The 21914-nt window shown below is 49.7% G+C and carries 16 protein-coding genes, 3 tRNA genes and 2 pseudogenes; 20 read left to right on the forward strand and 1 reads right to left on the reverse strand.

The genetic code is table 11. The features are described 5' to 3' along the window. Window positions 1-50: 50 nt before the first annotated feature. The 14 genes and pseudogenes from LOZ86_RS03780 to LOZ86_RS03845 all read left to right on the forward strand — a co-directional run bounded on the left by LOZ86_RS03780 (window position 51) and on the right by LOZ86_RS03845 (window position 13833). Window positions 51-806 carry an AraC family transcriptional regulator gene (locus tag LOZ86_RS03780; RefSeq protein ID WP_039487302.1) on the forward strand — a complete coding sequence of 252 codons (756 nt, stop codon included), beginning with the start codon at window positions 51-53 and terminating at the stop codon, window positions 804-806. A gap of 62 nt (window positions 807-868) precedes the next feature. Beyond that, the gene (locus tag LOZ86_RS03785) at window positions 869-1552 is read left to right on the forward strand and encodes a LysE family translocator (RefSeq protein ID WP_039487305.1); all 684 of its coding nucleotides are present in this window, start codon (window positions 869-871) and stop codon (window positions 1550-1552) included. A gap of 81 nt (window positions 1553-1633) precedes the next feature. Then, window positions 1634-1707 (forward strand) — tRNA-Gly (locus LOZ86_RS03790). A gap of 108 nt (window positions 1708-1815) precedes the next feature. Further along, window positions 1816-2019: pseudogene (locus LOZ86_RS03795) on the forward strand (integrase); the annotation flags it as partial. Window positions 2020-2343: 324 nt separating this feature from the next. Beyond that, the gene (locus LOZ86_RS03800) at window positions 2344-4050 is read left to right on the forward strand and encodes a DUF6138 family protein (protein WP_039487312.1); all 1707 of its coding nucleotides are present in this window, start codon (window positions 2344-2346) and stop codon (window positions 4048-4050) included. 69 nt (window positions 4051-4119) lie between these two features. Then, on the forward strand, window positions 4120-5046 hold the full coding sequence (locus LOZ86_RS03805; RefSeq protein WP_111778532.1) for a D-2-hydroxyacid dehydrogenase: 927 nt from the start codon (window positions 4120-4122) through the stop codon (window positions 5044-5046). A 213-nt stretch (window positions 5047-5259) separates the two neighbouring features. Further along, window positions 5260-6729 (forward strand): hypothetical protein, encoded by a 1470-nt coding sequence (locus tag LOZ86_RS03810; RefSeq protein ID WP_039487316.1) that lies wholly within the window; start codon window positions 5260-5262, stop codon window positions 6727-6729. Window positions 6730-7017: 288 nt separating this feature from the next. Next, window positions 7018-7093, forward strand: a tRNA-Gly gene (locus LOZ86_RS03815). 459 nt (window positions 7094-7552) lie between these two features. Further along, window positions 7553-7705 (forward strand): hypothetical protein, encoded by a 153-nt coding sequence (locus tag LOZ86_RS03820; RefSeq protein WP_159105496.1) that lies wholly within the window; start codon window positions 7553-7555, stop codon window positions 7703-7705. A gap of 400 nt (window positions 7706-8105) precedes the next feature. After that, a complete protein-coding gene (locus tag LOZ86_RS03825; protein WP_039487319.1) occupies window positions 8106-9011 on the forward strand; it encodes a hypothetical protein in 906 nt (301 codons plus the stop codon). 163 nt (window positions 9012-9174) lie between these two features. Beyond that, window positions 9175-9876: an ABC transporter ATP-binding protein gene (locus LOZ86_RS03830; RefSeq protein ID WP_039487323.1), complete on the forward strand. Its 702-nt coding sequence runs from the start codon at window positions 9175-9177 to the stop codon at window positions 9874-9876. Further along, a complete protein-coding gene (locus LOZ86_RS03835; protein WP_039487325.1) occupies window positions 9869-11116 on the forward strand; it encodes an ABC transporter permease in 1248 nt (415 codons plus the stop codon). Before LOZ86_RS03830 ends, LOZ86_RS03835 begins: the two co-directional genes overlap by 8 nt. Next, complete coding sequence (locus LOZ86_RS03840) at window positions 11109-12575, forward strand: TolC family protein (protein ID WP_230242846.1); 1467 nt, start codon at window positions 11109-11111, stop codon at window positions 12573-12575. Before LOZ86_RS03835 ends, LOZ86_RS03840 begins: the two co-directional genes overlap by 8 nt. Further along, window positions 12568-13833 (forward strand): HlyD family secretion protein, encoded by a 1266-nt coding sequence (locus LOZ86_RS03845; protein ID WP_111778531.1) that lies wholly within the window; start codon window positions 12568-12570, stop codon window positions 13831-13833. The genes LOZ86_RS03840 and LOZ86_RS03845 overlap by 8 nt, the downstream gene beginning before the upstream one ends. Window positions 13834-13890: 57 nt before the next feature. Here LOZ86_RS03845 and LOZ86_RS03850 read toward each other — a convergent pair. Beyond that, window positions 13891-14792: pseudogene (locus LOZ86_RS03850) on the reverse strand (IS256 family transposase). 643 nt (window positions 14793-15435) lie between these two features. Between LOZ86_RS03850 and LOZ86_RS03855 the strand changes: the two are divergent. The 6 genes from LOZ86_RS03855 to truB all read left to right on the forward strand — a co-directional run bounded on the left by LOZ86_RS03855 (window position 15436) and on the right by truB (window position 21879). After that, window positions 15436-15512: transfer RNA gene (locus tag LOZ86_RS03855), tRNA-Met, on the forward strand. Window positions 15513-15730: 218 nt separating this feature from the next. Beyond that, window positions 15731-16183 carry a ribosome maturation factor RimP gene (gene rimP / locus LOZ86_RS03860; RefSeq protein ID WP_010279686.1) on the forward strand — a complete coding sequence of 151 codons (453 nt, stop codon included), beginning with the start codon at window positions 15731-15733 and terminating at the stop codon, window positions 16181-16183. Between the two features lie 21 nt (window positions 16184-16204). After that, window positions 16205-17734: a transcription termination factor NusA gene (nusA, locus tag LOZ86_RS03865; RefSeq protein ID WP_039485969.1), complete on the forward strand. Its 1530-nt coding sequence runs from the start codon at window positions 16205-16207 to the stop codon at window positions 17732-17734. 25 nt (window positions 17735-17759) lie between these two features. After that, window positions 17760-20462: a translation initiation factor IF-2 gene (gene infB / locus LOZ86_RS03870; RefSeq protein WP_039485967.1), complete on the forward strand. Its 2703-nt coding sequence runs from the start codon at window positions 17760-17762 to the stop codon at window positions 20460-20462. A 74-nt stretch (window positions 20463-20536) separates the two neighbouring features. Next, a complete protein-coding gene (gene rbfA / locus LOZ86_RS03875; protein WP_039485963.1) occupies window positions 20537-20935 on the forward strand; it encodes a 30S ribosome-binding factor RbfA in 399 nt (132 codons plus the stop codon). Beyond that, on the forward strand, window positions 20935-21879 hold the full coding sequence (gene truB, locus LOZ86_RS03880; protein WP_039485960.1) for a tRNA pseudouridine(55) synthase TruB: 945 nt from the start codon (window positions 20935-20937) through the stop codon (window positions 21877-21879). The genes rbfA and truB overlap by 1 nt, the downstream gene beginning before the upstream one ends. Window positions 21880-21914 lie beyond the last annotated feature (35 nt).

Genomic DNA, 21914 nt, shown 5'->3' on the forward strand with positions numbered 1-21914 from the left:
ACGGGCGAAGATGCTATTTTCAGGCATTCATTCACTGCCGGAACACCCTCATGATGACGTACCGCGATGCCTGGTTCGAGCTGGCGCTGTTGACCAACGGCCGCAGTTTTCCACGGCATACACACGACGAGTTCGTTATCAGCGCCAATCTCAGCGGATTGGAAACGGTCTGGCTGGATGGAGAGACCTTTGTTGCCACGAACGATATGGTGACGACCTACAATCCTGATCAGCTACAAGGCAGCGACAACGAATTTGACCGCTGGCAGTGCGCATCGCTGTACGTTCACCCACAGGCATTCGAGCATTATTTCCACCAAACCTTTCGGTTCTCACGGGGCTGGAATCCGTCGGCGCAATTGGCGTCTGAGTTAAAACAGCTCGTCACCTCTGACTTGGACGATAGCACGCGTCAAGAGCGCATTATCCTGCTGCTCGCGGGGTTGATGGAAAACCAGCATCATGTACCGTCTCAAGGTCAGGTCAAAGAAGCTGAGCGGATCACGCGGATCAAAGATGGGTTGCTGAACGATCTCAGTGATGTCCCCACGCTCGACCAGCTCGCGCAGCAGGAGAATCTGTCGGTCGCACATCTGGTACGCTCGTTTAATCAGGCGGTTGGGCTGCCACCACTGGCGTGGCTGATGCAGCGACGCATGTGTAAAGCGAGGGAACTGCTGCGGCAGGGCACCGCGATTAGTCAGGTTGCGGGCGATGTCGGGTTTGCCGATCAGGCGCATTTCACGAAGGCTTTCAACCGTTATAACGCTATGACGCCGGGGCAGTTCCGTCGTATCAATTTTTGACAATACAGCGTTTCCCTTCGGCTCTACACTCGCCTTATTGCTTAACGCTCGAAGGGAATACCATGCTGTTAGTTGTCTTCACGGGGATGCTGCTATCCCTGTCACTCTGTCTCGATCTGGGAATGGTCAATACCGCGATTATTAACCGTGGACTGCGGCACGGCGCGCGCTCGGCGTTTTATATCGGGCTGGGTTCCTGTTTCGGCGATCTGTTTTATGCCACGCTGTCGGTGCTGGGGCTGGCGGTGGTCTTTAACCTAACGCCCGTCCGCTGGGTGCTATGGATTGGCGGCGGGCTGATTCTGCTCTGGATGACGTTCAGCATGGCGCGTGCAGCATGGCGTGACTATCAGGTTAAACGCTTCGCCGACCTATCTGCGACAGCGAATGCGGCGGATGTTACTGCGCCACCTGCCCGATATACCGAATTTCTCAGCGGCGTCGGCATGGCGCTGGCGTCACCGACGGCGCTGCTATGGTTTGCGGCGATTGGCGGCACGATTATCGCACAGTCTACGGATGGCTCAGCCTTCATGATTAGCCTGTTTCTGCTGGGCTTTTTCGTCGGCGGCGTGCTGTGGACGTTCTTCCTTGCCGCGCTGGTGAAGTACGGCCAGCGCCTGCTGAAAGAACGGATTTCATTCTATTGCAGCCTGATTTCCGCGCTGTTATTTGCCTACTTTGCCTGGCACGTCATTTCCAACGGCTATGAGACGCTGTTTTTGCCGCTCTCCACTGCTGCATAACCGGCTAAAATATCAGCACTTTGCCGAGTTTTTTACTTGCTCGGCAACGGCATAGCGCTATAATGCCAATCGCTTCTGTGTGCGAGTGTAGTTCAATGGTAGAACGGCAGCTTCCCAAGCTGCATACGAGGGTTCGATTCCCTTCACTCGCTCCATGACCTTCTTTCAGTACCTATCTTATTGAATTCATTAGGGACGTGGCGTAAGGCCTGTCTACAGTAGCTGACTGTAACCTACTGTGTAACCTTTATGGGCTTACAAGCATGATTCAAAGCAATGTAACGAATCCGTCCAATGTTTATCTTTACCAGAGGAATGGTATTTACTATTTCAGGGTTAAGAACCGTCAAAAGATGACCTCATTTTCACTGCGTACCCGAGACAGAAGAACAGCTATGGCCCACTCACGGCAAATCAAAGCGACAATTAAGGTTATCTATGCTGATAATCCTAATATAACTTATGAAGCCGATGAGAGAATATCTCAAGGAAGGGGGGCACTTTATGTGGGAATGTCATTGGGGTACATTTAGCGGGGAACTTAGGATAAACTATATCTATATGAATAAATTGGTATTAATTCTATTTTTATTTCCTTATCTGCGAAAAGACCGTTTAGAATAAATATTTATTCTGGTTTAACTCTCCTGCTATTTTCGTTTTCTCTCACTGCTACAGAAAGGCCAAAAGTAGTACTTTCTTGCTACCTTTTTGGCGGTTGGTAAATCTCATCAATACCGTGCTTTGGGACAACATTTCATCTGCGATAAATAATAAGGAAAAATAGAAAAATGACGGATAGGCATTCAAACGAAACTGGGGTATCACCACAACACGACCTGCCGATGCGGGATGAATCGCTTACGGCAATCAACAAATGGTTTGATACGCAGGAGCAAAGGGCTGGGCTCGATGAGATTCTATCGCGAACAACATTGCAGGCTGGCATCCATGACGATTTGATACTGGATTATGCTCCGGGGCGAACGTCGATATCCTCTGAAGCGAAGCCGGATGCCGATGGGCTGTCGCCCGGTAGTCGAAAAGAGGCACTGAGCGTCGCGCAGATACAGGAAAGAATCGTTCCTGTGCTGGCTCAGGCTATCGCGCAGCGTGTTGAGAAACTGGCAGATACGGCGCTGATTGACTACCGGTTTTGTTTTCGGGCTGTATTTCCGGCAACGGAAGGTCGCCTGCTGGTTACGCTGTTTACATTCACCAATGAGGTGAAAAAACAGCGGTTACTTGAGTCTATTTACGCCTATACCGATCGGCACCTGACGCATGGCAATGCGCCGACGGAGTCGCTGCAAACGTTCTTTCTGGCTCGTCACCTGCTTGATGTACAGCTCTTTCCCTCGCAGGATATCCACCGGATCATGACGCAATTTGAGCAAATTCAGCAGCGAAACGCCGGGCATGCTGAGTTGTCGGAGCATCGGCGCAATATTATCGGTGCATTAAAAACGTGGGTAGAACAGCAATTTCTGTTGCGGTATTGCGATGTGTCCCAGCCTGAGCATTCTTTTGAGCCGGAAATCTATACCCTCAAGCCTGGGATCACACTGGCGTTGCAGGATCCACAAATGCTTCACCCCATAGAGCTCGTCCTCTATGCCGCCATCATGATTCTGCGTTATGAGCCTTCCTACAGTAAGTCTCAGGCGCTGGAATATCTGGATATCGCGAAGCAGTTGGGCTATCCGCGTGCGCTAAGCATCATGGAAGAGGGAAGTGGTGCTTTTGAGAAAGCGCAGATTAACCTGAAGAACGAATCGGTGGAATGCGTGGCGAATGATGTGTTCTCGACCATCACCGTCCGTATTCGTCAGGAAAGCGCCAAAGCGTATGAGCAGGCGCTACTTTTTATTACGCGCTTACTGACGCTCGGTTTTCCAAAGAGCTACAAGATCGTCCTGAAATCTTCGGTGCGACAGTATCTTCCCATCAAGGGGTTGGCAAAATCAGATACCCATCGTTTTTTTGCTAACGCGTTGCAGTATGAATCGAACTATCCCCTTCTTGAGGATTATGCGCGTACTGCGATTGAAGCATTTGAATGGTACGCGGATTCTGAAGGTGAAAAGTGCTGTATGCCGGGAAGCTATGCGGTATTCGGGCTGGGTTTGACCGATGCGGGGTATTTCCCTCTCGTAAAAGCGTATATGGAAAGCGTGGATGATGAGCATCAATCGGTACAGGATGCCTTCATTCGTGCGTTTTTCGATAAGCATAGCGTGACGGCGCAGAACGTGGCGACGCTGGTTGCCTGCTTGAGCCATGCAACAGAAAGCCTAAAGTTGAATATGTTGCCTGCGTTAGAGGATGACGTGCTGTTCGAACAACTGGTCGAAGAAGTGCGGCGGAGGGAACCCGCCGTGATCGAACATATTTTATATCTCATCTGGGGCAACACCAAAAAGCTCGCTGCACTGGTGAAAAAATCGGAAGCGAAGCGCGGCGCGCTACTGACGTCGCTCATTCAGGCTTCTGCCTAATCCTAAACGTAATGACGACAACGATCGGGGTGAGGCTGAAGGTGCCTCACTCTGCTAAGGAACGTGCTTATGACCGCTATTCTGCTGCTGGACTCGCGAGCCGATGAGATTGGTTCTGTCTTAAATCATGCTGCACCGGAGCTTGAGCTGCTGCTCTCAAACGGTACGGCAGAGCAGGCCGCAAGCTGCCCGATTTGGCTGGGTGAACCTGATACCGCTGCCGCATTGCTGGCTCAGGGAGCCAAACCCAAGTGGCTACAGTCGACCTGGGCAGGGTTTAAACCGCTGCTGGCCAATGAGTTGCCGCGTGATTACCGTTTAAGCCGTGCCATTGGCGTGTTTGGCCAACCGATAGCCGAATATGTGATTGCCTACATGCTCAGGCATGAACTGCGTTTGGGGGAACGGCAAATCAGTCAGGAAGAGCGGCGCTGGGATCACCGTTTGCCAGGATCGCTGGCGGATAAAAACGTGCTGATTGTCGGTGCGGGAGAGATCGGCTGTGAGGTCGCCGGCTTTCTACGGCCTTTTGGCGTTGAGCTATACGGTATCGTCAGTACGCCAAGACAGCGGCCTGATTTTAAACGGATTATGAGCTTAGCGGAGTTAGCTGCTGCTGTACCGAAGGCCGATTATGTCATCAACCTTCTACCGGACACTTCAGCAACCACCGATATCTACGATACTAATTTGTTTGCCGCTATGAAGCCTTCGGCGCTGTTTATCAATGTCGGGCGGGGTAGCGCCGTGGTAGATGATGATTTACGGGCGGCGCTATGTGATGCGCAAATTGCGGGCGCGGTGCTGGATGTATTCAGGCAAGAGCCGCTACCGTACAGCCATCCGTACTGGAAAACGCCTAACCTGACGTTGACGGCACATATTGCCGGACCGATGGTGCCGGGGCTGATGGGAGGATTATTCCTGGAGAATCTTGCTCGCTTCCATGCCGATGACGCGCTGCGTGGCGAGGTGGATTTTAGTCGCGAGTATTGAATAATTATTGAATGAATTATAAATGATAGAATTAATTATAATTTCAATTCTCTCATTTAAAAAATTTCATTTTGAATATTGTTGTAAGATTTTATTGAGATTATCCGGCGTGTCGGTGTAATACTACTTCCGCTTAACATTCAGTATTTGTTAATTATTAAATAATAAGTCTGCGTTCTATTTGAGAATACTCAAAGATAAGGAAATATTGGGATGAAATTCCATCGTTTAAATGTATATCTTGCTGCTGCCGGATTGGCATTCTGCATGGGCTCAGCGATTGCTGAAACCAGCGTTTCTGTCGAAGTGAAGGATATTGGGAAACTGCAAAAGAAAGGCACGGTTTCTGTATTTGATGCCCCTAACAGTATACAGGCGCATGCTGCAAGTAATTATAAATTCCACAAAGCGGAAAATGAGGGGGTTGTCGTTATTGCTCCCACTGCGCAGGCTGATGCAAAAAGCGCACAAAAAAAACCGTTATCTAGCACTCAACCTCTTGCTAATAACGCTGCATTTACCCCTTTGTGTCCAACCCTTGCCGTAAATTCCATTTATACGCTGGATGGGCTGCAAAGTGGAGGCAGCGCCTGTTATCACTTTGAAATCACTCAGCGTTCTAAAACAACCGCTTTCGTCGTAGGCATGAGTCCTGAAACCGATATTGCTCTTAGTTTGATGCGGGATGATGGTCAGAATAATGTGACAGCAATTAATTATTCAAATCAAGCGGGGAATGCTGATGAAGCTACGTTGGATTTAACGCCTCCGGGGCACTATTACTGGTTTATGGAGGCCAATACGGCAGATGGTTCTGCTTTTAATTTTGGTGCTATCGTTAATCCGAATATAGATGCTTATGAACTGAATGATATTCCTTCTCTGGCATATCCTTTGTCGGACTCACTAAATCGTATTGCCGGGAATTCTGATAGTGATTCCGATGCGGATTACTACACCTTTACTGCAATACATGGTCAGCAGGTTTTGCTGCGCCTTGATGGGGTGACGAGCGGAACGAATAACAACTGGTTACTTGCATACTCAACTAACGGCGGAAATTCTTGGGTCACCAGTAATACAGGACAGGAGATTACTATTATACCCTCTCAGCCAAATGAAAAAATCTTGGTGAGAGTGTTGCCTAACCCATCGAAATTGCCGACGGTCTCTCAGCTTTATATATTGGCTTTAGGCTCAAAAATTGCTGGGTTTACTTCTTCCGTTGAAGGAGAAAGTACCGTTCTGCGTATCCCAAATGCAGCACCGACAGCTTATGGTTTTATGACCACGCAAGCCTATCGCGATGTTACCTGGCGTGTTCGTATGACAGATTCAACGGGAGTGGGTATTCCCAATATTAAAGCCGATCTTTACCTCGACCAGCGAGAAAGCAATGGTGAATTGGTGTTTGATGAAAGTAATCGTCATAGCATAACAACTAATTCAAATGGAGATGCTTCAGGGACGGTGAAGTTGGATGCTTGTCAGGCTGATTACACCACGCAATTCCAAGACTACAGCCTGGGTTATATCAATACATGGAGAACAACCTATGATGTTGGAGGATGGAAGATTGCTGTTGCTGCTCAGGATGATGTCGGTGTGGGAGGGAAGAACAGCACTCACGTCACATTTGGGCACATCTGTAAGCACACCTTGCTGAAAAGCGTAAAATCCTGATACGCAGGAGCAAATGAAATATCAGGCCGCCTTAACTTTAGGCGGCCTTGTTGTCGGAGCTCTCATTGCTTTGCCTCCACAGCGTTGGAGCTGATTGAAACTGGGCGGTAAGGTTTTCGGTGAAAAGGGCTTGCCACGTAAAGTTGGTTGGTACATAATGCTGTCCGTTGAATTACTTGTTTGATAAATAATTATTAAATTCATTTAGTTACGAGTGATTTGGCAGGGTTTAATAAATTTTTATTTCAGTGTGGTTTGCTGAAGTAAAGATAATAAATCCGATTCTCTGCGGGAATAGCTCAGTTGGTAGAGCACGACCTTGCCAAGGTCGGGGTCGCGAGTTCGAGTCTCGTTTCCCGCTCCAAAATTTTTTATCGTCTTCATACTCTTCCTCCCAATCTTATATCTGTCTTTTATTGCTTATAATGCTTTGTTTATCTTTATCAAACGCTCGAGGCTTTCGCGCCGAAATGAAGCGGCTACCTACCTGATAATAGGTATGTAGGTAAAAATATACTGGCTCTACGAATATAGTTACTTCTCTTATTGTACTGATATGTTGGTATGGCGTTTATCACTGTTATCGACTAAATAAACTAAATTTAACAATAAGATATAGCCATAGCCACTTTTTATTAGTATCAGGTAACATGTTAATTTAATTAGCTTATTAATAATAAGCGTGATTAATGTTATTCGGTATTGAAAGTTATTTTTTCCTAAAATTTTTTTTAATTATGCCGTTTATTTGTTTCGGGTTTTATATCTAAAAATTATTTTTAGATATAATGAGTAACGTAAAAAGCTAATCAATGGATGATTCATGAAACAAAAATTACTTTCTCTGCCTTTGCTTATTATTGCTGCTGCTATTACTTTCCCTGCACAAGCCGCTACTGGCAGCATTACGAAATCAGAGTCGGCAAAAATCATTTTTATTCTCTCAACTGGCGAGGGGTTATCGGGGGCTGAATAGTTTTTTCGCTAATTCAGGAAATTTCACCCCTGGTACGCTTAACAAGCCCAAAACGTTGACACAAGTAAGATATGAGGTAGCGGCTTATCCTCAGGCTCTTACAGACTCTGTTCAATTATGCTACTTACAACCTTATCAAAGCCTACCGACAAGATGTATTACAGTACCAAGCGGCTCGTCTGGCACGACTACACAGTTCAATGATCTACGTTTTGACACTGGCATAGGTCTACAAATTCGGCATGAGGTTACCGGTCATCCTAGCAATAATGTTCGACCTTCTCGTCAAGAAAATGTGACGTGGGATTATAGCTACTAATCTTTTGTTTGCATTCGTCTGTGGCGATAGTGCTGCTATTGCCATTTAATTTCGGCTAAAAATACAAAAGAGACATACACCATGAAAGTCAGCACGGCATCAACGGCTTATACCCAGACGACGAATTCAGAAAATACTATTAAAAAATCAAAAACATCATCGGCTTCACAAACGGCAAGCGCGCAAGGTCAAGCTTCCTCAACTTCCGGGCAAATTACACTCAGCGGTAAAGCGATTATGCTGTCCCGATTGTTTGGCGATTCGAATTCCGAACCCTCGGTGCAAACGCAACTGACGCAGGCCACAATGTCTTTGCCTTCCACCCATTTTCTTACCCGTAGCGATCGTGACATGCTCTCCGAGCTTTATTCTGAAGCACAACAACAGGGCGTAGATTTGAATTATGTTGATGACCTTGCAAGCGATCTAGGGAATTATCGTATGTTTGGTGGTGTGATGGCGAATGTAAACGATGGGGGGATGTACGATGTGAATGGACATGCACAACGTTTTCATTTCACTGATTCCGATGATGCGACGGGCACGCGAATTCTAACGGGGCAAGGTATATCATCTACAGGTTTGGACCAAGGGTTTCTGCGTTATCAACTCGATCCCGGTTTTTCATTCAATCACCGTACAGATTTCGCGTTTCTTGAACAGGTGGTCAATAAATTTGGTTCGGGCGCTCTTGAAGCGGGTCAATCTATTGATGCTAAATTCTCTACTTACACACATCAGGGGAAGGATAACTTTGTTATCGAAACTTCCAATGATGTTGTTCTTGCTGTCGAAGAACCGGATGTGCGTTCTGTAGACGGTGTTTTCATTATTACCGATACTGGACGCAAAAACGGGTTTGAGATGGTTAATGGCGAACCTGTTCAGCGCCTTGTCGAAGGCACTCATTCCATTATCGATATCCTACGTGCTGCTAAAACCAGCGAGACGAGTATCCTGCGTTGGTGGCAGAACTTCTTGCAGTAGTGTGAGTGTGAATCTGAGTATATAAGGATAACTTCATTTATTGAAAACTAATGGATTGGTCTACCTCTAATGGAGAAAGCGCCTTAGGCCGCTTTTCCTAAAGCACAAACAGTAGGATAATTCGACTACTGTGATGTTTTCGAGGATCAGCAAAGAGGCAAGGATGTCTGATGAAAGAATAACGGATCTGATCTGTTTACAAGGTATTTCACACACCTACAGTACCGGCGCTTCCTCTCAATCGGTGCTGCACGATATTTCACTGTCCATTCCTGCCGGGCAAAGTTGTGCGATCGTGGGCGCATCGGGTTCCGGCAAAAGTACCTTGCTCAATATTATCGGTTTGCTCGATCAGCCTGTGTCTGGCCGTTTATTGATCGCTGGGCAAGATATGTCTCAGGCGAGTGCTGATGATCGTGCGATCGTGCGCAATCAAGTCATTGGCTTTGTCTTCCAGAGCTTTAATTTACTGCCGCGTCTGGATGCGTTGGACAATGTTGCTCTTCCCCTGACCTATCGTGGCGTCTCGCGGCAGGCCGCCCGACAAGCCGCGCAAGTACAGCTAGCGCGCGTTGGTCTTGCCGAGCGAACCCACCATCGGCCAGCCGATCTGTCTGGCGGCCAACGTCAGAGGGTGGCGATTGCGCGAGCACTGGTTGGTGAACCCGCACTTTTGCTAGCGGATGAACCGACTGGCAACCTCGACAGCCAAACGGCTGATGACATCATCACGCTATTGCTGGCATTGAACCGCGAACAGGGGACGACGCTCGTGATGGTGACGCATGACGAAGGCATGGCTTGCCGTATGACCCGACGCATTCAGGTACAAGATGGTCGAATCCATGAGGTGAATCATGTCTGATTCTCGTTCACGTATGGAAGATCGTCAGATGCGCCAATACCACTATGGTCCTTCACTGCAACAGCGTCTGCTTGAGTCGTTGAACAGCCTTATTCTTCTTGGTCGGCGTGCTGTGCTGGCTCTACTGGGGATCGCCGTGGGATGCGGTTCCGTTGTCGCTTTGCTTAACGTTGGCCACAATGCGGAAACCGAAGCCATGGGGGTGTTCAGAGGAATGGGTAGCGATCTGTTGGTCGCTGCCGTTCAGAATCGGATGGGAAACCATGCAATTAGCTCGGCTCCCGCTGACCTGGATATCCCCGTTTTGCGACAAAATCTGCCTGATATCAAGGCGGCAACAGCGTTAATTGTTACCTCGACTGAGGCTCGGCTGCGCGGCCGTTCACTCAGTACTATGGTGGTGGGGAGCAGAGCGGAATTGTCGGAGGTATTAGAGCTGAAGCTTGCGCAGGGCCGCTACCTGAGTGATTTCGATGAGCAAAGTACCTACATCGTGTTGGGGGCGAATGTTGCGGAACAGTGGGCATCGCAGGGTGGCGTAGCCGCCTTGGGTGAGCGCGTGCAGGTGAGTGGATACTTATTTGAGATCGTAGGCATTCTTCAGCCACAGGGGCGCAATCCTCTGGTTCCCGTCTCGGTTGATGACTCCATCCTGATGCCTATCTCAGGTATGCGCCGTGTCATGTCAACACCGCAGATTGTCAGTGTGATTGCGCGTAACAGCGGCAGCGATACGCTAGTGCAAACGGGTTCACAGTTAAAAGATTATTTGACCCCTCTGATGCCGAAGCTTGATATCGATGTGCAAATCCCACAGCAGCTACTGGAGGGAATGGCGCAGCAGTCCCGCATGTTTTCATGGTTGCTGGCGGGGCTGGGAGGGATTTCCCTGCTGGTCGGTGGGGTGGGGGTGATGAACGTCATGGTGATGAATGTGTCCGAGCGGCGTCGTGAAATTGGTGTTCGTATGGCATTGGGTGCGCGACCGCGTGATATTGCGGGGCTGTTTTTGCTGGAGGCTGTTGTGTTGTCTGCTTGTGGAGCCCTGATCGGGGCGGTGTGTGGCGTTGCGGCAGCGTGGCTGTTTGTCTTTTTTTCAGATTGGTCCACCTTTTCACTTTCGGTATTGTCACTTCCCCTTGGCATTGGCAGTTCATTGGCGATTGGTCTGTTTTTTGGGCTTAACCCAGCAATGACTGCGGCTCGGCTCGAACCCGTACAGGCGCTACGCGATGCGTAAATCTATCCTGTTTTTACTGATTCTGTTTTCAGGCCATCAAGGGTATGCAGAAACGGCTTTGAATCCTTCTCAGGCGACGCGGCAGGGGCTGGAGGCAGTCAGTACATCTCTGAATGCACAAACTATCGATCTCACGTTGAGCGATGCGATTTATCTTGGGCTACGTGACAATCGCGCGATCCGTAGCGCCTATCTGGATCGTATCGCGCAGAAATTTGATCTTCGTGTTGCGGAGGATCGTTTTACGCCCAAACTGTCGCTGACGGGCAGCTACCTTTCCAATCGTAATCAAAGCGATCGCTATCGGCAGGGCAATTTAACGCCGACGTCGACACTGCTTACGCCTTATGGCACCCGCTTCAGTCTGGGCTGGACCTACCGCCACACGCAGGCTGATAGTGTGGGGCTGTCACGTAATGATGGAGCGAACATCACGGTGATTCAGCCTTTGCTTCGCGGTGCTGGTAAAGATGTCACGACTGCCCCCATTCATATTGCACAGCTGGCTGAGCAGTTAAATCGTCTGACGCTGAAATCCACCGTTTCACAGACGATTACCCAGATTATTGCTGCCTATCGGGAACTGCTGCGCTCGCAGGAACAGCTGCAAATCGCGCGTGATGCGCTGGCACGTGCGCTCCAACTGGTTGAGGTCAACCGTGCGATGATTTCTGCAGGGCGCATGGCTGAATTTGAAATTGTGCAAACCGAAGCTGAAGTTGCCACACAGGAGCTGGCGCATGAGGAAGCTAGAAACCAGCTGGATACCGCGCGCCTTGCGTTGCTGCAACTTCTGGCACTGGATTTAAATACGCTGATTGTGGCAACGGAATCGATGCAAGCACAGCGCGTTGATGTCAATGCCGTGCAGGCGTTGAAACAGGCCGAAGCCTCCCGACCGGCCTATCTGGCGCAGATCATCGCCAACGAGCAGGCGGCGCTCGGTTTGGCGGTGGCACGTAACGATCGCCTGTGGGATGTTTCGCTGATTGGGGGGGCGAGCCAGGTGCGCGATCGGGCAGCACAGAGCAGCACCTCACGTACCTGGGAGAATTATGTTGGCGTTCAGGTGGAGATCCCTATCGGCGATCTAAGTACCCGTCAGGCGGAGCTACAAGCACGAGTCAATGTGCGTAACCAGCACATTCAACTGGATGAAGTCAGGCAGCAACTTGAACGCGATGTTGCCAATGCGGTGCGTGATATTGGTACTCGCTGGCGGCAGTTTGAGATTTCCCAACGCGCGCGGGATTTGTCGCGCCGCAAGCTGGAGATTGAACGAGAAAAGCTCACGGTTGGGCGTTCCAGTAACTTTCAGGTGCTGAGCTTCGAGAACGATTTACGCAACGCTGAAAATGCCCGTCTCGATGCACTGATCGGCTATCTCAATACGCAGGCTGAACTGGATGAAACGCTGGGCACCACATTACAAAGCTGGGATATCGCACTCAATGATTAGGCATCATTTTCTGTCTCGCCTGCGTCGGCGTCACCTTATGGTACTGCTGCCGATCGTAGCGTTTGGCACGTTCATCTGGCTGCTGACAGGGCGTACGAACGAGCAGGAAAACGCGCCTCAGGGGCAGTGGCTCTCTATTCAGCCCCAGTTGTTGGAAAATCAATTAGGGCTGGTTGGACGAATCCAGGCTGCGACGCAGACCACGCTGGCGGCCCCTTTTGAAGGTATTATCCGCGAGGTACTGGTTCGTGAGGGCCAACGAGTCGAGCAAGGGCAAACGCTACTAATACTGGACCCTGGGCAAATTGAGATTCAGTTACGTCAGGCGCAGGCCGAAGTGCTCAAGACACAGCGCGAGGTACAATCGCTCAGGCACTGGGAGCAAAGCGCTGAGGTATCACGTGCGAGGCGTGCGGTAAGCTCAGCTCGGTCTACTTTTAGCAATACGCAAGCCAATCTTCGGGATACACAGGCGCTGTTCGAACGTGGCATCGTCGCGCGTATGGAGGTTGATACGTTGAAGCAGCAAATTCGTTCGCAGGAGCAGGATCTGATCGCAGCACAAGAGGAGTTACGAACGGTGCTGGCGCGTGGGAACGGTGAGGATCGTACGATTGCGGAGATGGAACTGACGAATGCACAGGTGCGCTATCAGACGCTGGCTACTCAGGTTGAACGACAGACCGTCAAGGCACCGTTTAGTGGTTTTGTGGTGCGCTCGGCTACGCCTGATAACGGCAAACCTGTAGTCATCCAACCTGGTTTGCTGGTCAGCCAGGGAGCGCCGTTGTTTGGCGTCATTGCTCAGGACTGTTTTCAGGTAGCGACTCGGGTAGAAGAGACTGATCTGCATCAACTGCAAGAGGGGATGGTGGTTAACGTGACCGGGGATGGGTTTGCTGGACAAACTCTGACAGGAAAGGTTGCTTCGATTGATATGCAAGCCGATGCTGCTGAGATGTCAGGTAGCGGCGCTTACTATGATGTGGTGGTGTCACTTGATACGCCGTTGGCGGATTTAAGGCAAAGTATTCGACTGGGGATGAGCGCGCGGCTGGCTATTATTGTCTATCGTAACGAGCAGGGCATCGCGGTGCCTGCACAGGCCGTGCGTACTGACGAGAATGGCCGTACCTATGTGATTTACCGTCCGACCGCTGACGCTTCGCCAAAGAAAATCAACGTGAAGCTGGGGAAAACCGTGGCGCAGGGCGTAGAAATCGCTGGGCTGGAAGCGGGTGAGGTACAGATTCCTTAGTTATCTGTTTCAACATGTGGTTGGCTCTGTAAATAATCCAGTGTAATTGCCATCCGATTAAAGGTGGTCGTCCAGGCGATCACCGAACTCAATAATAAAACGGCTCATCGCCAGCCGCCAGTTCTGGAGCGGCATGCTCCATTTTTTTGACGCCGATTGTATCGCCAGATAAATAACCTTCCGCACAGAGTCGTCGTTAGTGGTGTCAATAGCCTTGCGAATATCCGGCGGGTAGCCAAAGAAGGTATTTATCATCCCAGACACAGGAGAATTCATCCAGCGCCATCAGCGCGGAGAAGCCTGAGACACCGCTTTCAACCCGCAGGTGACCCCTTTGTAATCTTTCCACGACACGTATTTCAGGCAGTTGCGCACCATGTGGATGATGCACAACTGGATATGTGTCTGGGGATACACGCGGTTTATCGCATCCGGGAAGCCTTTCAGACCGTCCACGCAGGCAATGAGAATATCCTGAAGCCCCCGATTTTTAAGCTCAGTCAGGACACTCAACCAGAACTTCGCGCCTTCATTTTCTGCCACATGCCCAGCGCGAGGAACTCCGCCTTGTTTATCACGCTGCCACTGTGCCGAACCTTCACCACGATACAGTCAAGATAAACAATGGGATACAGCGAGTCTAACGGAAGATTTTGCCATTCGGCCACCTGTTCTTTAACGGCATCAGTCACTTTGGATATCAGCGTGGGCGAGACATCTGCGTGATGCGCGTCTGATTTTTCTTAATTAACTGAAAAAGAGCTTTCACGGTCACGTGGTGTATTGATTTCAAGCTCACCGTCATCGCAGAGCCACGTTTTTGTCGAGTAACCGTTTCGGGTATTAGAGCCTGTTTTAGGTGTGTTTTTCTCGTGACCGAGATGGTCGGTGAGTTCCGCATCTGTTTTGAGGCCTTTGGCCAATTCGGCAGCGAGTGCCTTAAGCTTCTTTTCGTCCATATTTTGCCTGTCTCCGTTGTTGGAGTGAACATATCAAAAACAGGCAATGACAACATTTAAATTACTGCCTGATGATTTATCTGGCAATAAAATGGCTCTTTGAAACTGAGGCTTTTTTCAGGCTCATCAGGTGCAGCTCTCATTACGGTTTGGGAGCATGCTCCTAATAAGACGTCGGATGGATTTAAGCAAGCTCACGATACATTAAGATCAGTGCTATAAAAAATGGAGGTGACCATTGATTTAATATATCTCGTTCATCAGTAACCCGCCTCAGCCTATTCTGGGGGGCGTATCTTGGCCTTATCATCAGGCAAGGTCTGGTTGATTGCAGAATTTGGGCCGTACTGCTTTATTCACGCATCATGTATAGGATGGCGAATAGTGACATCAAAATATGTTGTCGCGTTTGAAATCAAGTGATCGCGATTAGCAATCTGTTTGATTGCTTCAATTTTAAACGCGTCGAGATAGCTTTTACCGCGCATGGATATCCCCTTTGAGCCATTTTAAATGGCTCAAAGGGCGATGGCTGGTTCTTGACAAAGGCATGTATTGCACGTATAAAAATTGCCTTAGAACCAATCCTATGGATGACTTGCATTTATGCGGTTGTCAGCGTAGTATTTGCCACGTTTTCGGACGCGGGGTGGAGCAGCCTGGTAGCTCGTCGGGCTCATAACCCGAAGGTCGTCGGTTCAAATCCGGCCCCCGCAACCACTTAACTTCCAGTAAAGTGTTTTTTCAAATACGTTCTTCACTCAATTTCTATCTCTTTTTGCAGTGATTTTTGAAAAAATCCTTCACCGAAAGTTATACCGCACTGGTTAGCGGTATTAGGGTCCAGTTGCATAAAGCCCCGATTTTTCGGGGTTTTTTGTTATTTGGCAACAAACAACTGGGCTATTAGGCCCTTTTTTTATGTCTTGGGGGTGGACTTGTCCACATTAGAGCAAAAATTAACAGAGATGATTTCAGCACCCGTTGCCGCATTAGGCTACGAATTGGTTGGGATTGAGTTCATCCGTAGTCGTCAATCGACGCTGCGTATCTATATTGATAGTGAAGATGGGATCACTGTTGATGATTGTGCTGATGTCAGCCACCAGGTCAGTGCGGTATTGGACGTAGAAGATCCAATCACTGTCGCCTATAACCTGGAGGTTTCGTCTCCAGGGCTTGAGCGTCCCTTATTCACGGCAGCACATTACCTGCATTTCGTTGGTGAAGAAGTCACAGTGGTGCTGCGTATGGCAGTCCAGAATCGCCGTAAATGGTTGGGTGTGATCAAAGCTGTTGACGGCGAAATGATCACCATAACAGTGGAAGGCAAAGATGAAGTATTCGCGCTGAGCAACATTCAGAAAGCGAATCTTGTACCCCACTTTTAAAGTTTGGATGAGGCAACTAGGATGAACAAAGAGATTCTGGCTGTTGTTGAAGCAGTTTCCAATGAGAAATCCCTTCCGCGCGAGAAGATTTTTGAAGCGTTGGAAACCGCACTGGCGACAGCGACCAAGAAAAAATATGAGCAGGAAATTGATGTCCGCGTCAGTATCGATCGCAAAACGGGCGATTTTGATACCTTCCGTCGTTGGTTAGTGGTAAATGAAGTCACTCAGCCAACGCGCGAAATTACGCTTGAAGCGGCGCAGTTTGACGATCCTGCTCTTGATGTTGGTGGTTACGTTGAAGATCAAATCGAATCCGTAACTTTTGACCGCATCACGACGCAAACGGCAAAACAAGTTATCGTACAGAAAGTTCGTGAAGCAGAACGTGCGATGGTTGTTGATCAGTTCCGTGAGCAAGAAGGCGAGATTATCACCGGTGTCGTCAAGAAGGTGAACCGTGATAATATTTCGCTTGAAGTACGACCAATCGATGGCTCTAACACCAGTGCAGAAGCGGTAATTGGCCGCGAAGATATGCTGCCTCGTGAGAATTTCCGCCCTGGCGACCGTATTCGTGGTGTGCTGTACTCTGTTCGCCCTGAAGCTCGCGGTGCTCAACTGTTCGTCAGCCGTTCCCGTCCGGAAATGCTGGTTGAACTCTTCCGCATTGAAGTGCCGGAAATCGGTGAAGAAGTTATCGAGATCAAGGCCGCAGCCCGCGATCCGGGTTCACGTGCGAAAATTGCAGTGAAGACGAATGACAAGCGTATCGATCCCGTCGGTGCTTGTGTGGGGATGCGCGGTGCACGTGTTCAGGCTGTTTCCAGTGAGCTGGGCGGTGAGCGTATTGACATCATTCTGTGGGATGATAATCCTGCACAGTTTGTCATCAATGCCATGGCACCTGCCGATGTGGTATCGATCGTGGTTGATGAAGATACCTGCACGATGGATATCGCTGTTGAGTCGAGCAATCTGGCTCAGGCGATTGGTCGAAACGGGCAGAACGTACGTTTGGCTTCCCAACTGTTGAAACAGCATCGTTCAGACGATCGTTGGGAACTGAACGTGATGACAGTGGAAGATCTTCAAGCCAAGCATCAGGCTGAAGCACATGCTGCAATCGACGTCTTTACCAAGCACCTTGATATTGATGAAGAGTTTGCCACCGTGCTGGTTGAAGAAGGTTTCTCTTCACTTGAAGAACTGGCTTACGTGCCAATCAAGGAACTGTTGGCTATCGAAGGCTTTGATGAAGAAACCGTTGAAGCATTGCGTGAGCGTGCGAAAGCCGCATTAACAACGCTGGCACTGGCGCATGAAGAAAGCCTTGGTGACGGTCAACCTGCTGAAGACTTGCTTGGCTTGCCTGGGCTGTCGCGTGAGTTGGCGTTCAAGCTTGCTGCGATCGGTGTTTGTACGCTGGAAGATCTTGCTGAACAGGGCGTTGACGACCTGACAGATATTGAAGAGCTCAATGATGAGCAAGCGGGCGAATTGATTATGGCCGCACGTAATATCTGTTGGTTTGGCGACGACAACGAATAACGAACTGTAGCAGGAAAGGAACAGCATGACAGATGTAACCGTAAAATCGCTGGCCGCAGAGATTCAAACTCCGGTTGACCGCCTGGTACAGCAGTTTGCTGATGCGGGAATGACCAAGTCTGCATCGGACGCTGTGACCCAGCATGAAAAAGAAACATTATTGGCGCATCTGAATCGCGATCGCGGTAATGCGCCGAGTAAATTGACGTTGCAACGTAAAACGCGTAGCACGTTAAATGTCCCTAGCACCGGCGGAAAAAGTAAGTCGGTGCAGATCGAAGTCCGCAAGACACGCACTTATGTAAAACGCGATCCGATTGATGCCCAACAGGCAGAAGAGGAAGAGCAGGCACGGCGTGAAGCGGAAGAACAGGCACAACGTGCCGCTGAAGAGCAGGCTAAACGCGAGGCCGATCTGCGCGAAGCTGCTGAGAAAGCGAAGCGTGCTGCCGACGAGCAAGCCAAACGTGAAGCCGCTGAAAAAGCTAAGCGTGATGTAGCGGAAAAAGAAAAAGTGACGAACCAACAAAACGAAAATATGACCAAGCCGGCTCAGTCTGAGAAAGCGAAACGTGAAGCGGAAGCTGCCGAACTTAAGCGTAAAGCAGAAGAAACTGCACGTCTTAAAGTTGAAGAAGAAGCTCGCCGTATTGCTGAAGAAGCTCGCCGTATGGCTGAAGAAAATGCAGGACGTTGGGAAGCGGAAAGCGCGACTAAACCTGAAGAATCTGCTGATTATCATGTGACGACGTCTCATCATGCCCGCGAAGCGGAAGATGAAAATGACCGTCAGGTTGAAGGTGAGCGCCGTACCCGTACTCGCGCAGCCAAAGTCACCAAGCAGAAGAAAGGTAATCGCCAGTCTGAGTCCAAAGCTGACCGTGAAGAAGCGCGTGCCGTTACCCGTGGTGGTAAAGGTAAACGTAAGCCAAGTACACTGCAGCAGAGCTTCAATAAGCCAGCTCAGGCAGTTAACCGTGATGTGGTAATCGGTGAAACGGTTACCGTTGCTGAACTGGCTAACAAAATGGCAGTTAAAGGCTCTCAGGTCATCAAAACGATGATGAAACTGGGCGCAATGGCAACAATCAACCAGGTCATCGACCAGGAAACCGCGCAACTCGTGGCGGAAGAAATGGGCCATAAAGTCATCCTGCGTCGTGAGAACGAGCTGGAAGAAGCGGTAATGAGCGACCGTGATATGGGTGTTGCGGCAGAATCGCGCGCGCCAGTCGTGACCATCATGGGCCACGTTGACCACGGTAAAACCTCTCTGCTCGACTATATTCGTTCAACCAAGGTAGCAGCAGGTGAAGCAGGTGGTATTACCCAGCACATCGGTGCTTACCACGTTGAAACCGACAACGGTATGATTACGTTCCTGGATACACCGGGACACGCCGCGTTTACCGCAATGCGTGCTCGTGGTGCTCAGGCTACGGATATCGTTGTCTTGGTTGTGGCCTCGGATGATGGTGTAATGCCTCAGACCATCGAAGCTATCCAGCACGCGAAAGCGGCTAAGGTACCGGTTGTCGTCGCAGTAAACAAAATCGATAAGCCTGATGCCGATCCAGATCGTGTGAAAACCGAACTGTCTCAGTACGGTATCATGCCAGAAGAGTGGGGTGGTGAATCTCAGTTTGTCCACGTATCCGCTAAAGCGGGCACGGGGATCGACGAACTGCTGGATGCGATTCTGTTGCAGGCCGAGGTTCTGGAACTGAAAGCGTTCCGTAGCGGCATGGCGAACGGTGTTGTGATCGAATCCTTCTTGGATAAAGGTCGTGGCCCGGTTGCAACCGTACTGGTACGTGAAGGTACGCTGAATAAAGGCGACATCGTTCTGTGCGGCTTTGAATATGGCCGTGTCCGTGCGATGCGTGATGAGTTAGGCCGTGAAATCACGTCCGCAGGTCCTTCTATTCCTGTTGAAATTCTTGGTCTGTCCGGTGTGCCTGCCGCAGGTGATGAAGCGACGGTTGTTCGTGACGAGAAAAAAGCGCGTGAAGTAGCCTTGTATCGTCAGGGTAAATTCCGTGAAGTCAAACTGGCTCGTCAGCAGAAATCTAAACTGGAAAACATGTTTGCCAACATGACGGAAGGTGAAGTTTCTGAACTGAACATCGTTCTGAAATCTGACGTTCAGGGTTCTTGTGAAGCGATTTCCGATTCACTGCAGAAACTGTCTACTGATGAAGTGAAAGTGAAGATCGTCGGCTCCGGTGTCGGCGGTATCACAGAAACGGACGCTACGCTGGCAGCAGCATCGAATGCGATTATCCTTGGCTTTAACGTTCGTGCAGATGCATCAGCTCGCCGCGTCGTTGAAGCGGAAAGTCTGGATCTGCGTTATTACTCCGTCATCTATGATTTGATCGACGAAGTGAAACAGGCGATGAGCGGTATGTTGGCGCCGGAATATAAGCAAGAGATCATCGGTCTGGCTGAAGTGCGTGATGTCTTTAAATCACCGAAATTTGGTGCCGTCGCGGGTTGTATGGTGACTGAAGGTATCGTTAAGCGTCACAACAAGATCCGTGTACTGCGTGACAACGTGGTTATCTATGAAGGCGAGCTGGAATCTCTGCGCCGCTTCAAAGATGACGTTGGCGAAGTCCGTAACGGCATGGAATGTGGTATCGCTGTGAAGAACTACAACGACGTTCGTCCTGGCGATATGATCGAAGTCTTTGAAACGATTGAGATCAAACGTACGATCGCATAATCCGTTTTCAGCGACGATGTAAGTTATTAGTAAGGGGGGCCTAGTGCCCCCCGATTTTTACTTGAGGATTTATCATGGCAAAAGAATTCAGCCGCACCCAGCGCGTCGCGCAGGAAATGCAAAAAGAAATCGCCATTATTATTCAGCGTGAAGTGAAAGATCCGCGCATCGGCATGGCGACTGTCTCCGGTGTGGAAGTGTCTCGCGATCTGGCGTATGCCAAGGTTTTTGTGACCTTCCTGAATGATAACGAACCAGAGCAAGTTCAAATAGCAATAAAAGCACTGCAAGATGCGTCTGGCTTTATCCGTAAGCTGATTGGCAAGGCAATGCGCCTGCGTGTTGTTCCAGAATTGACCTTCTCCTACGACAACTCATTGGTTGAAGGGATGAGAATGTCCAATCTGGTGACCAATGTGGTCAGAAACGATACGGAACGTCGTCCTGTTACGGGCGAAGATCAGGAGGATTAATGAGTCGTCCTCGCCGCCGTGGCCGTGATGTACACGGCGTATTGTTATTAGATAAGCCACAGGGCGTGTCGTCTAATGATGTTTTGCAGAAGGTAAAACGGATTTTTAACGCGAACAGAGCGGGCCATACGGGGGCGTTGGATCCATTAGCAACCGGTATGCTGCCGATTTGTCTTGGGGAAGCGACGAAGTTTTCCCAGTATTTGCTGGATTCTGATAAGCGCTACCGTGTTATTGCTCGCCTTGGGCAACGGACCGACACCTCTGATGCCGATGGTAACGTGATTGAAGAGCGGGCGATTGGTTTTTCTGCTACGGATTTGGATCAGGCGCTGGAAGGCTTTCGTGGCACCACGCAGCAAGTGCCGTCCATGTACTCGGCGCTGAAATACCAAGGGCGCAAGCTGTATGAGTATGCCCGTCAGGGGCTGACGGTTCCACGTGAAGCACGTGAAATCACCGTTTACGAACTGCAGTTCATTCGCTGGGAAGGTGATGAACTGGAGCTAGAGATTCACTGCTCGAAAGGGACGTACATCCGTACCATCATTGACGATCTGGGCGAAAAGCTGGGCTGTGGTGCACATGTGATTTATCTGCGTCGTTTGCAGGTTGCTACGTATCCTACTGAAAGAATGGTGACGTTGGAGCAGTTAGCGGCTTTGGCCGAGCAGGCTCAAACACAAGAAGACCCACTTTCGCTGAGTCTCGATCCGCTGCTCATGCCGATGGAAAGCCCAGTTATTGATTTTCCCGAAGTGAATTTGACGCCGGTTGTTGCTGGCTATTTGAAACTGGGGCAAGCGGTTCAGGCCGCGAATACGCCATTGGACGGCATGGTGAGAATCACCGAAGGTGACGAGCACAAATTTATTGGGATGGGTGAAATCGACAGCGATGGCCGCGTTGCGCCGCGTCGTTTGGTTGTTGAGTTTCCAGTGTAAACCCGCCCGTTGCTGCCTTGCTATCGCAGAACGCT

The organism is Pectobacterium parvum (assembly GCF_020971565.1).
In the GTDB taxonomy this organism is placed as follows: Bacteria; Pseudomonadota; Gammaproteobacteria; order Enterobacterales; family Enterobacteriaceae; genus Pectobacterium; species Pectobacterium polare.

Bases quoted from the DNA above. Each gene is read 5' to 3' on its own strand.
- LOZ86_RS03780 (WP_039487302.1), top strand. From the start codon at position 51: ATGATGACGTACCGCGATGCCTGGTTCGAGCTGGCGCTGTTGACCAAC.
- LOZ86_RS03785 (WP_039487305.1), top strand. From the start codon at position 869: ATGCTGTTAGTTGTCTTCACGGGGATGCTGCTATCCCTGTCACTCTGT.
- LOZ86_RS03800 (WP_039487312.1), top strand. From the start codon at position 2,344: ATGACGGATAGGCATTCAAACGAAACTGGGGTATCACCACAACACGAC.
- LOZ86_RS03805 (WP_111778532.1), top strand. From the start codon at position 4,120: ATGACCGCTATTCTGCTGCTGGACTCGCGAGCCGATGAGATTGGTTCT.
- LOZ86_RS03810 (WP_039487316.1), top strand. From the start codon at position 5,260: ATGAAATTCCATCGTTTAAATGTATATCTTGCTGCTGCCGGATTGGCA.
- LOZ86_RS03820 (WP_159105496.1), top strand. From the start codon at position 7,553: ATGAAACAAAAATTACTTTCTCTGCCTTTGCTTATTATTGCTGCTGCT.
- LOZ86_RS03825 (WP_039487319.1), top strand. From the start codon at position 8,106: ATGAAAGTCAGCACGGCATCAACGGCTTATACCCAGACGACGAATTCA.
- LOZ86_RS03830 (WP_039487323.1), top strand. From the start codon at position 9,175: ATGTCTGATGAAAGAATAACGGATCTGATCTGTTTACAAGGTATTTCA.
- LOZ86_RS03835 (WP_039487325.1), top strand. From the start codon at position 9,869: ATGTCTGATTCTCGTTCACGTATGGAAGATCGTCAGATGCGCCAATAC.
- LOZ86_RS03840 (WP_230242846.1), top strand. From the start codon at position 11,109: ATGCGTAAATCTATCCTGTTTTTACTGATTCTGTTTTCAGGCCATCAA.
- LOZ86_RS03845 (WP_111778531.1), top strand. From the start codon at position 12,568: ATGATTAGGCATCATTTTCTGTCTCGCCTGCGTCGGCGTCACCTTATG.
- nusA (WP_039485969.1), top strand. From the start codon at position 16,205: ATGAACAAAGAGATTCTGGCTGTTGTTGAAGCAGTTTCCAATGAGAAA.
- infB (WP_039485967.1), top strand. From the start codon at position 17,760: ATGACAGATGTAACCGTAAAATCGCTGGCCGCAGAGATTCAAACTCCG.
- rbfA (WP_039485963.1), top strand. From the start codon at position 20,537: ATGGCAAAAGAATTCAGCCGCACCCAGCGCGTCGCGCAGGAAATGCAA.
- truB (WP_039485960.1), top strand. From the start codon at position 20,935: ATGAGTCGTCCTCGCCGCCGTGGCCGTGATGTACACGGCGTATTGTTA.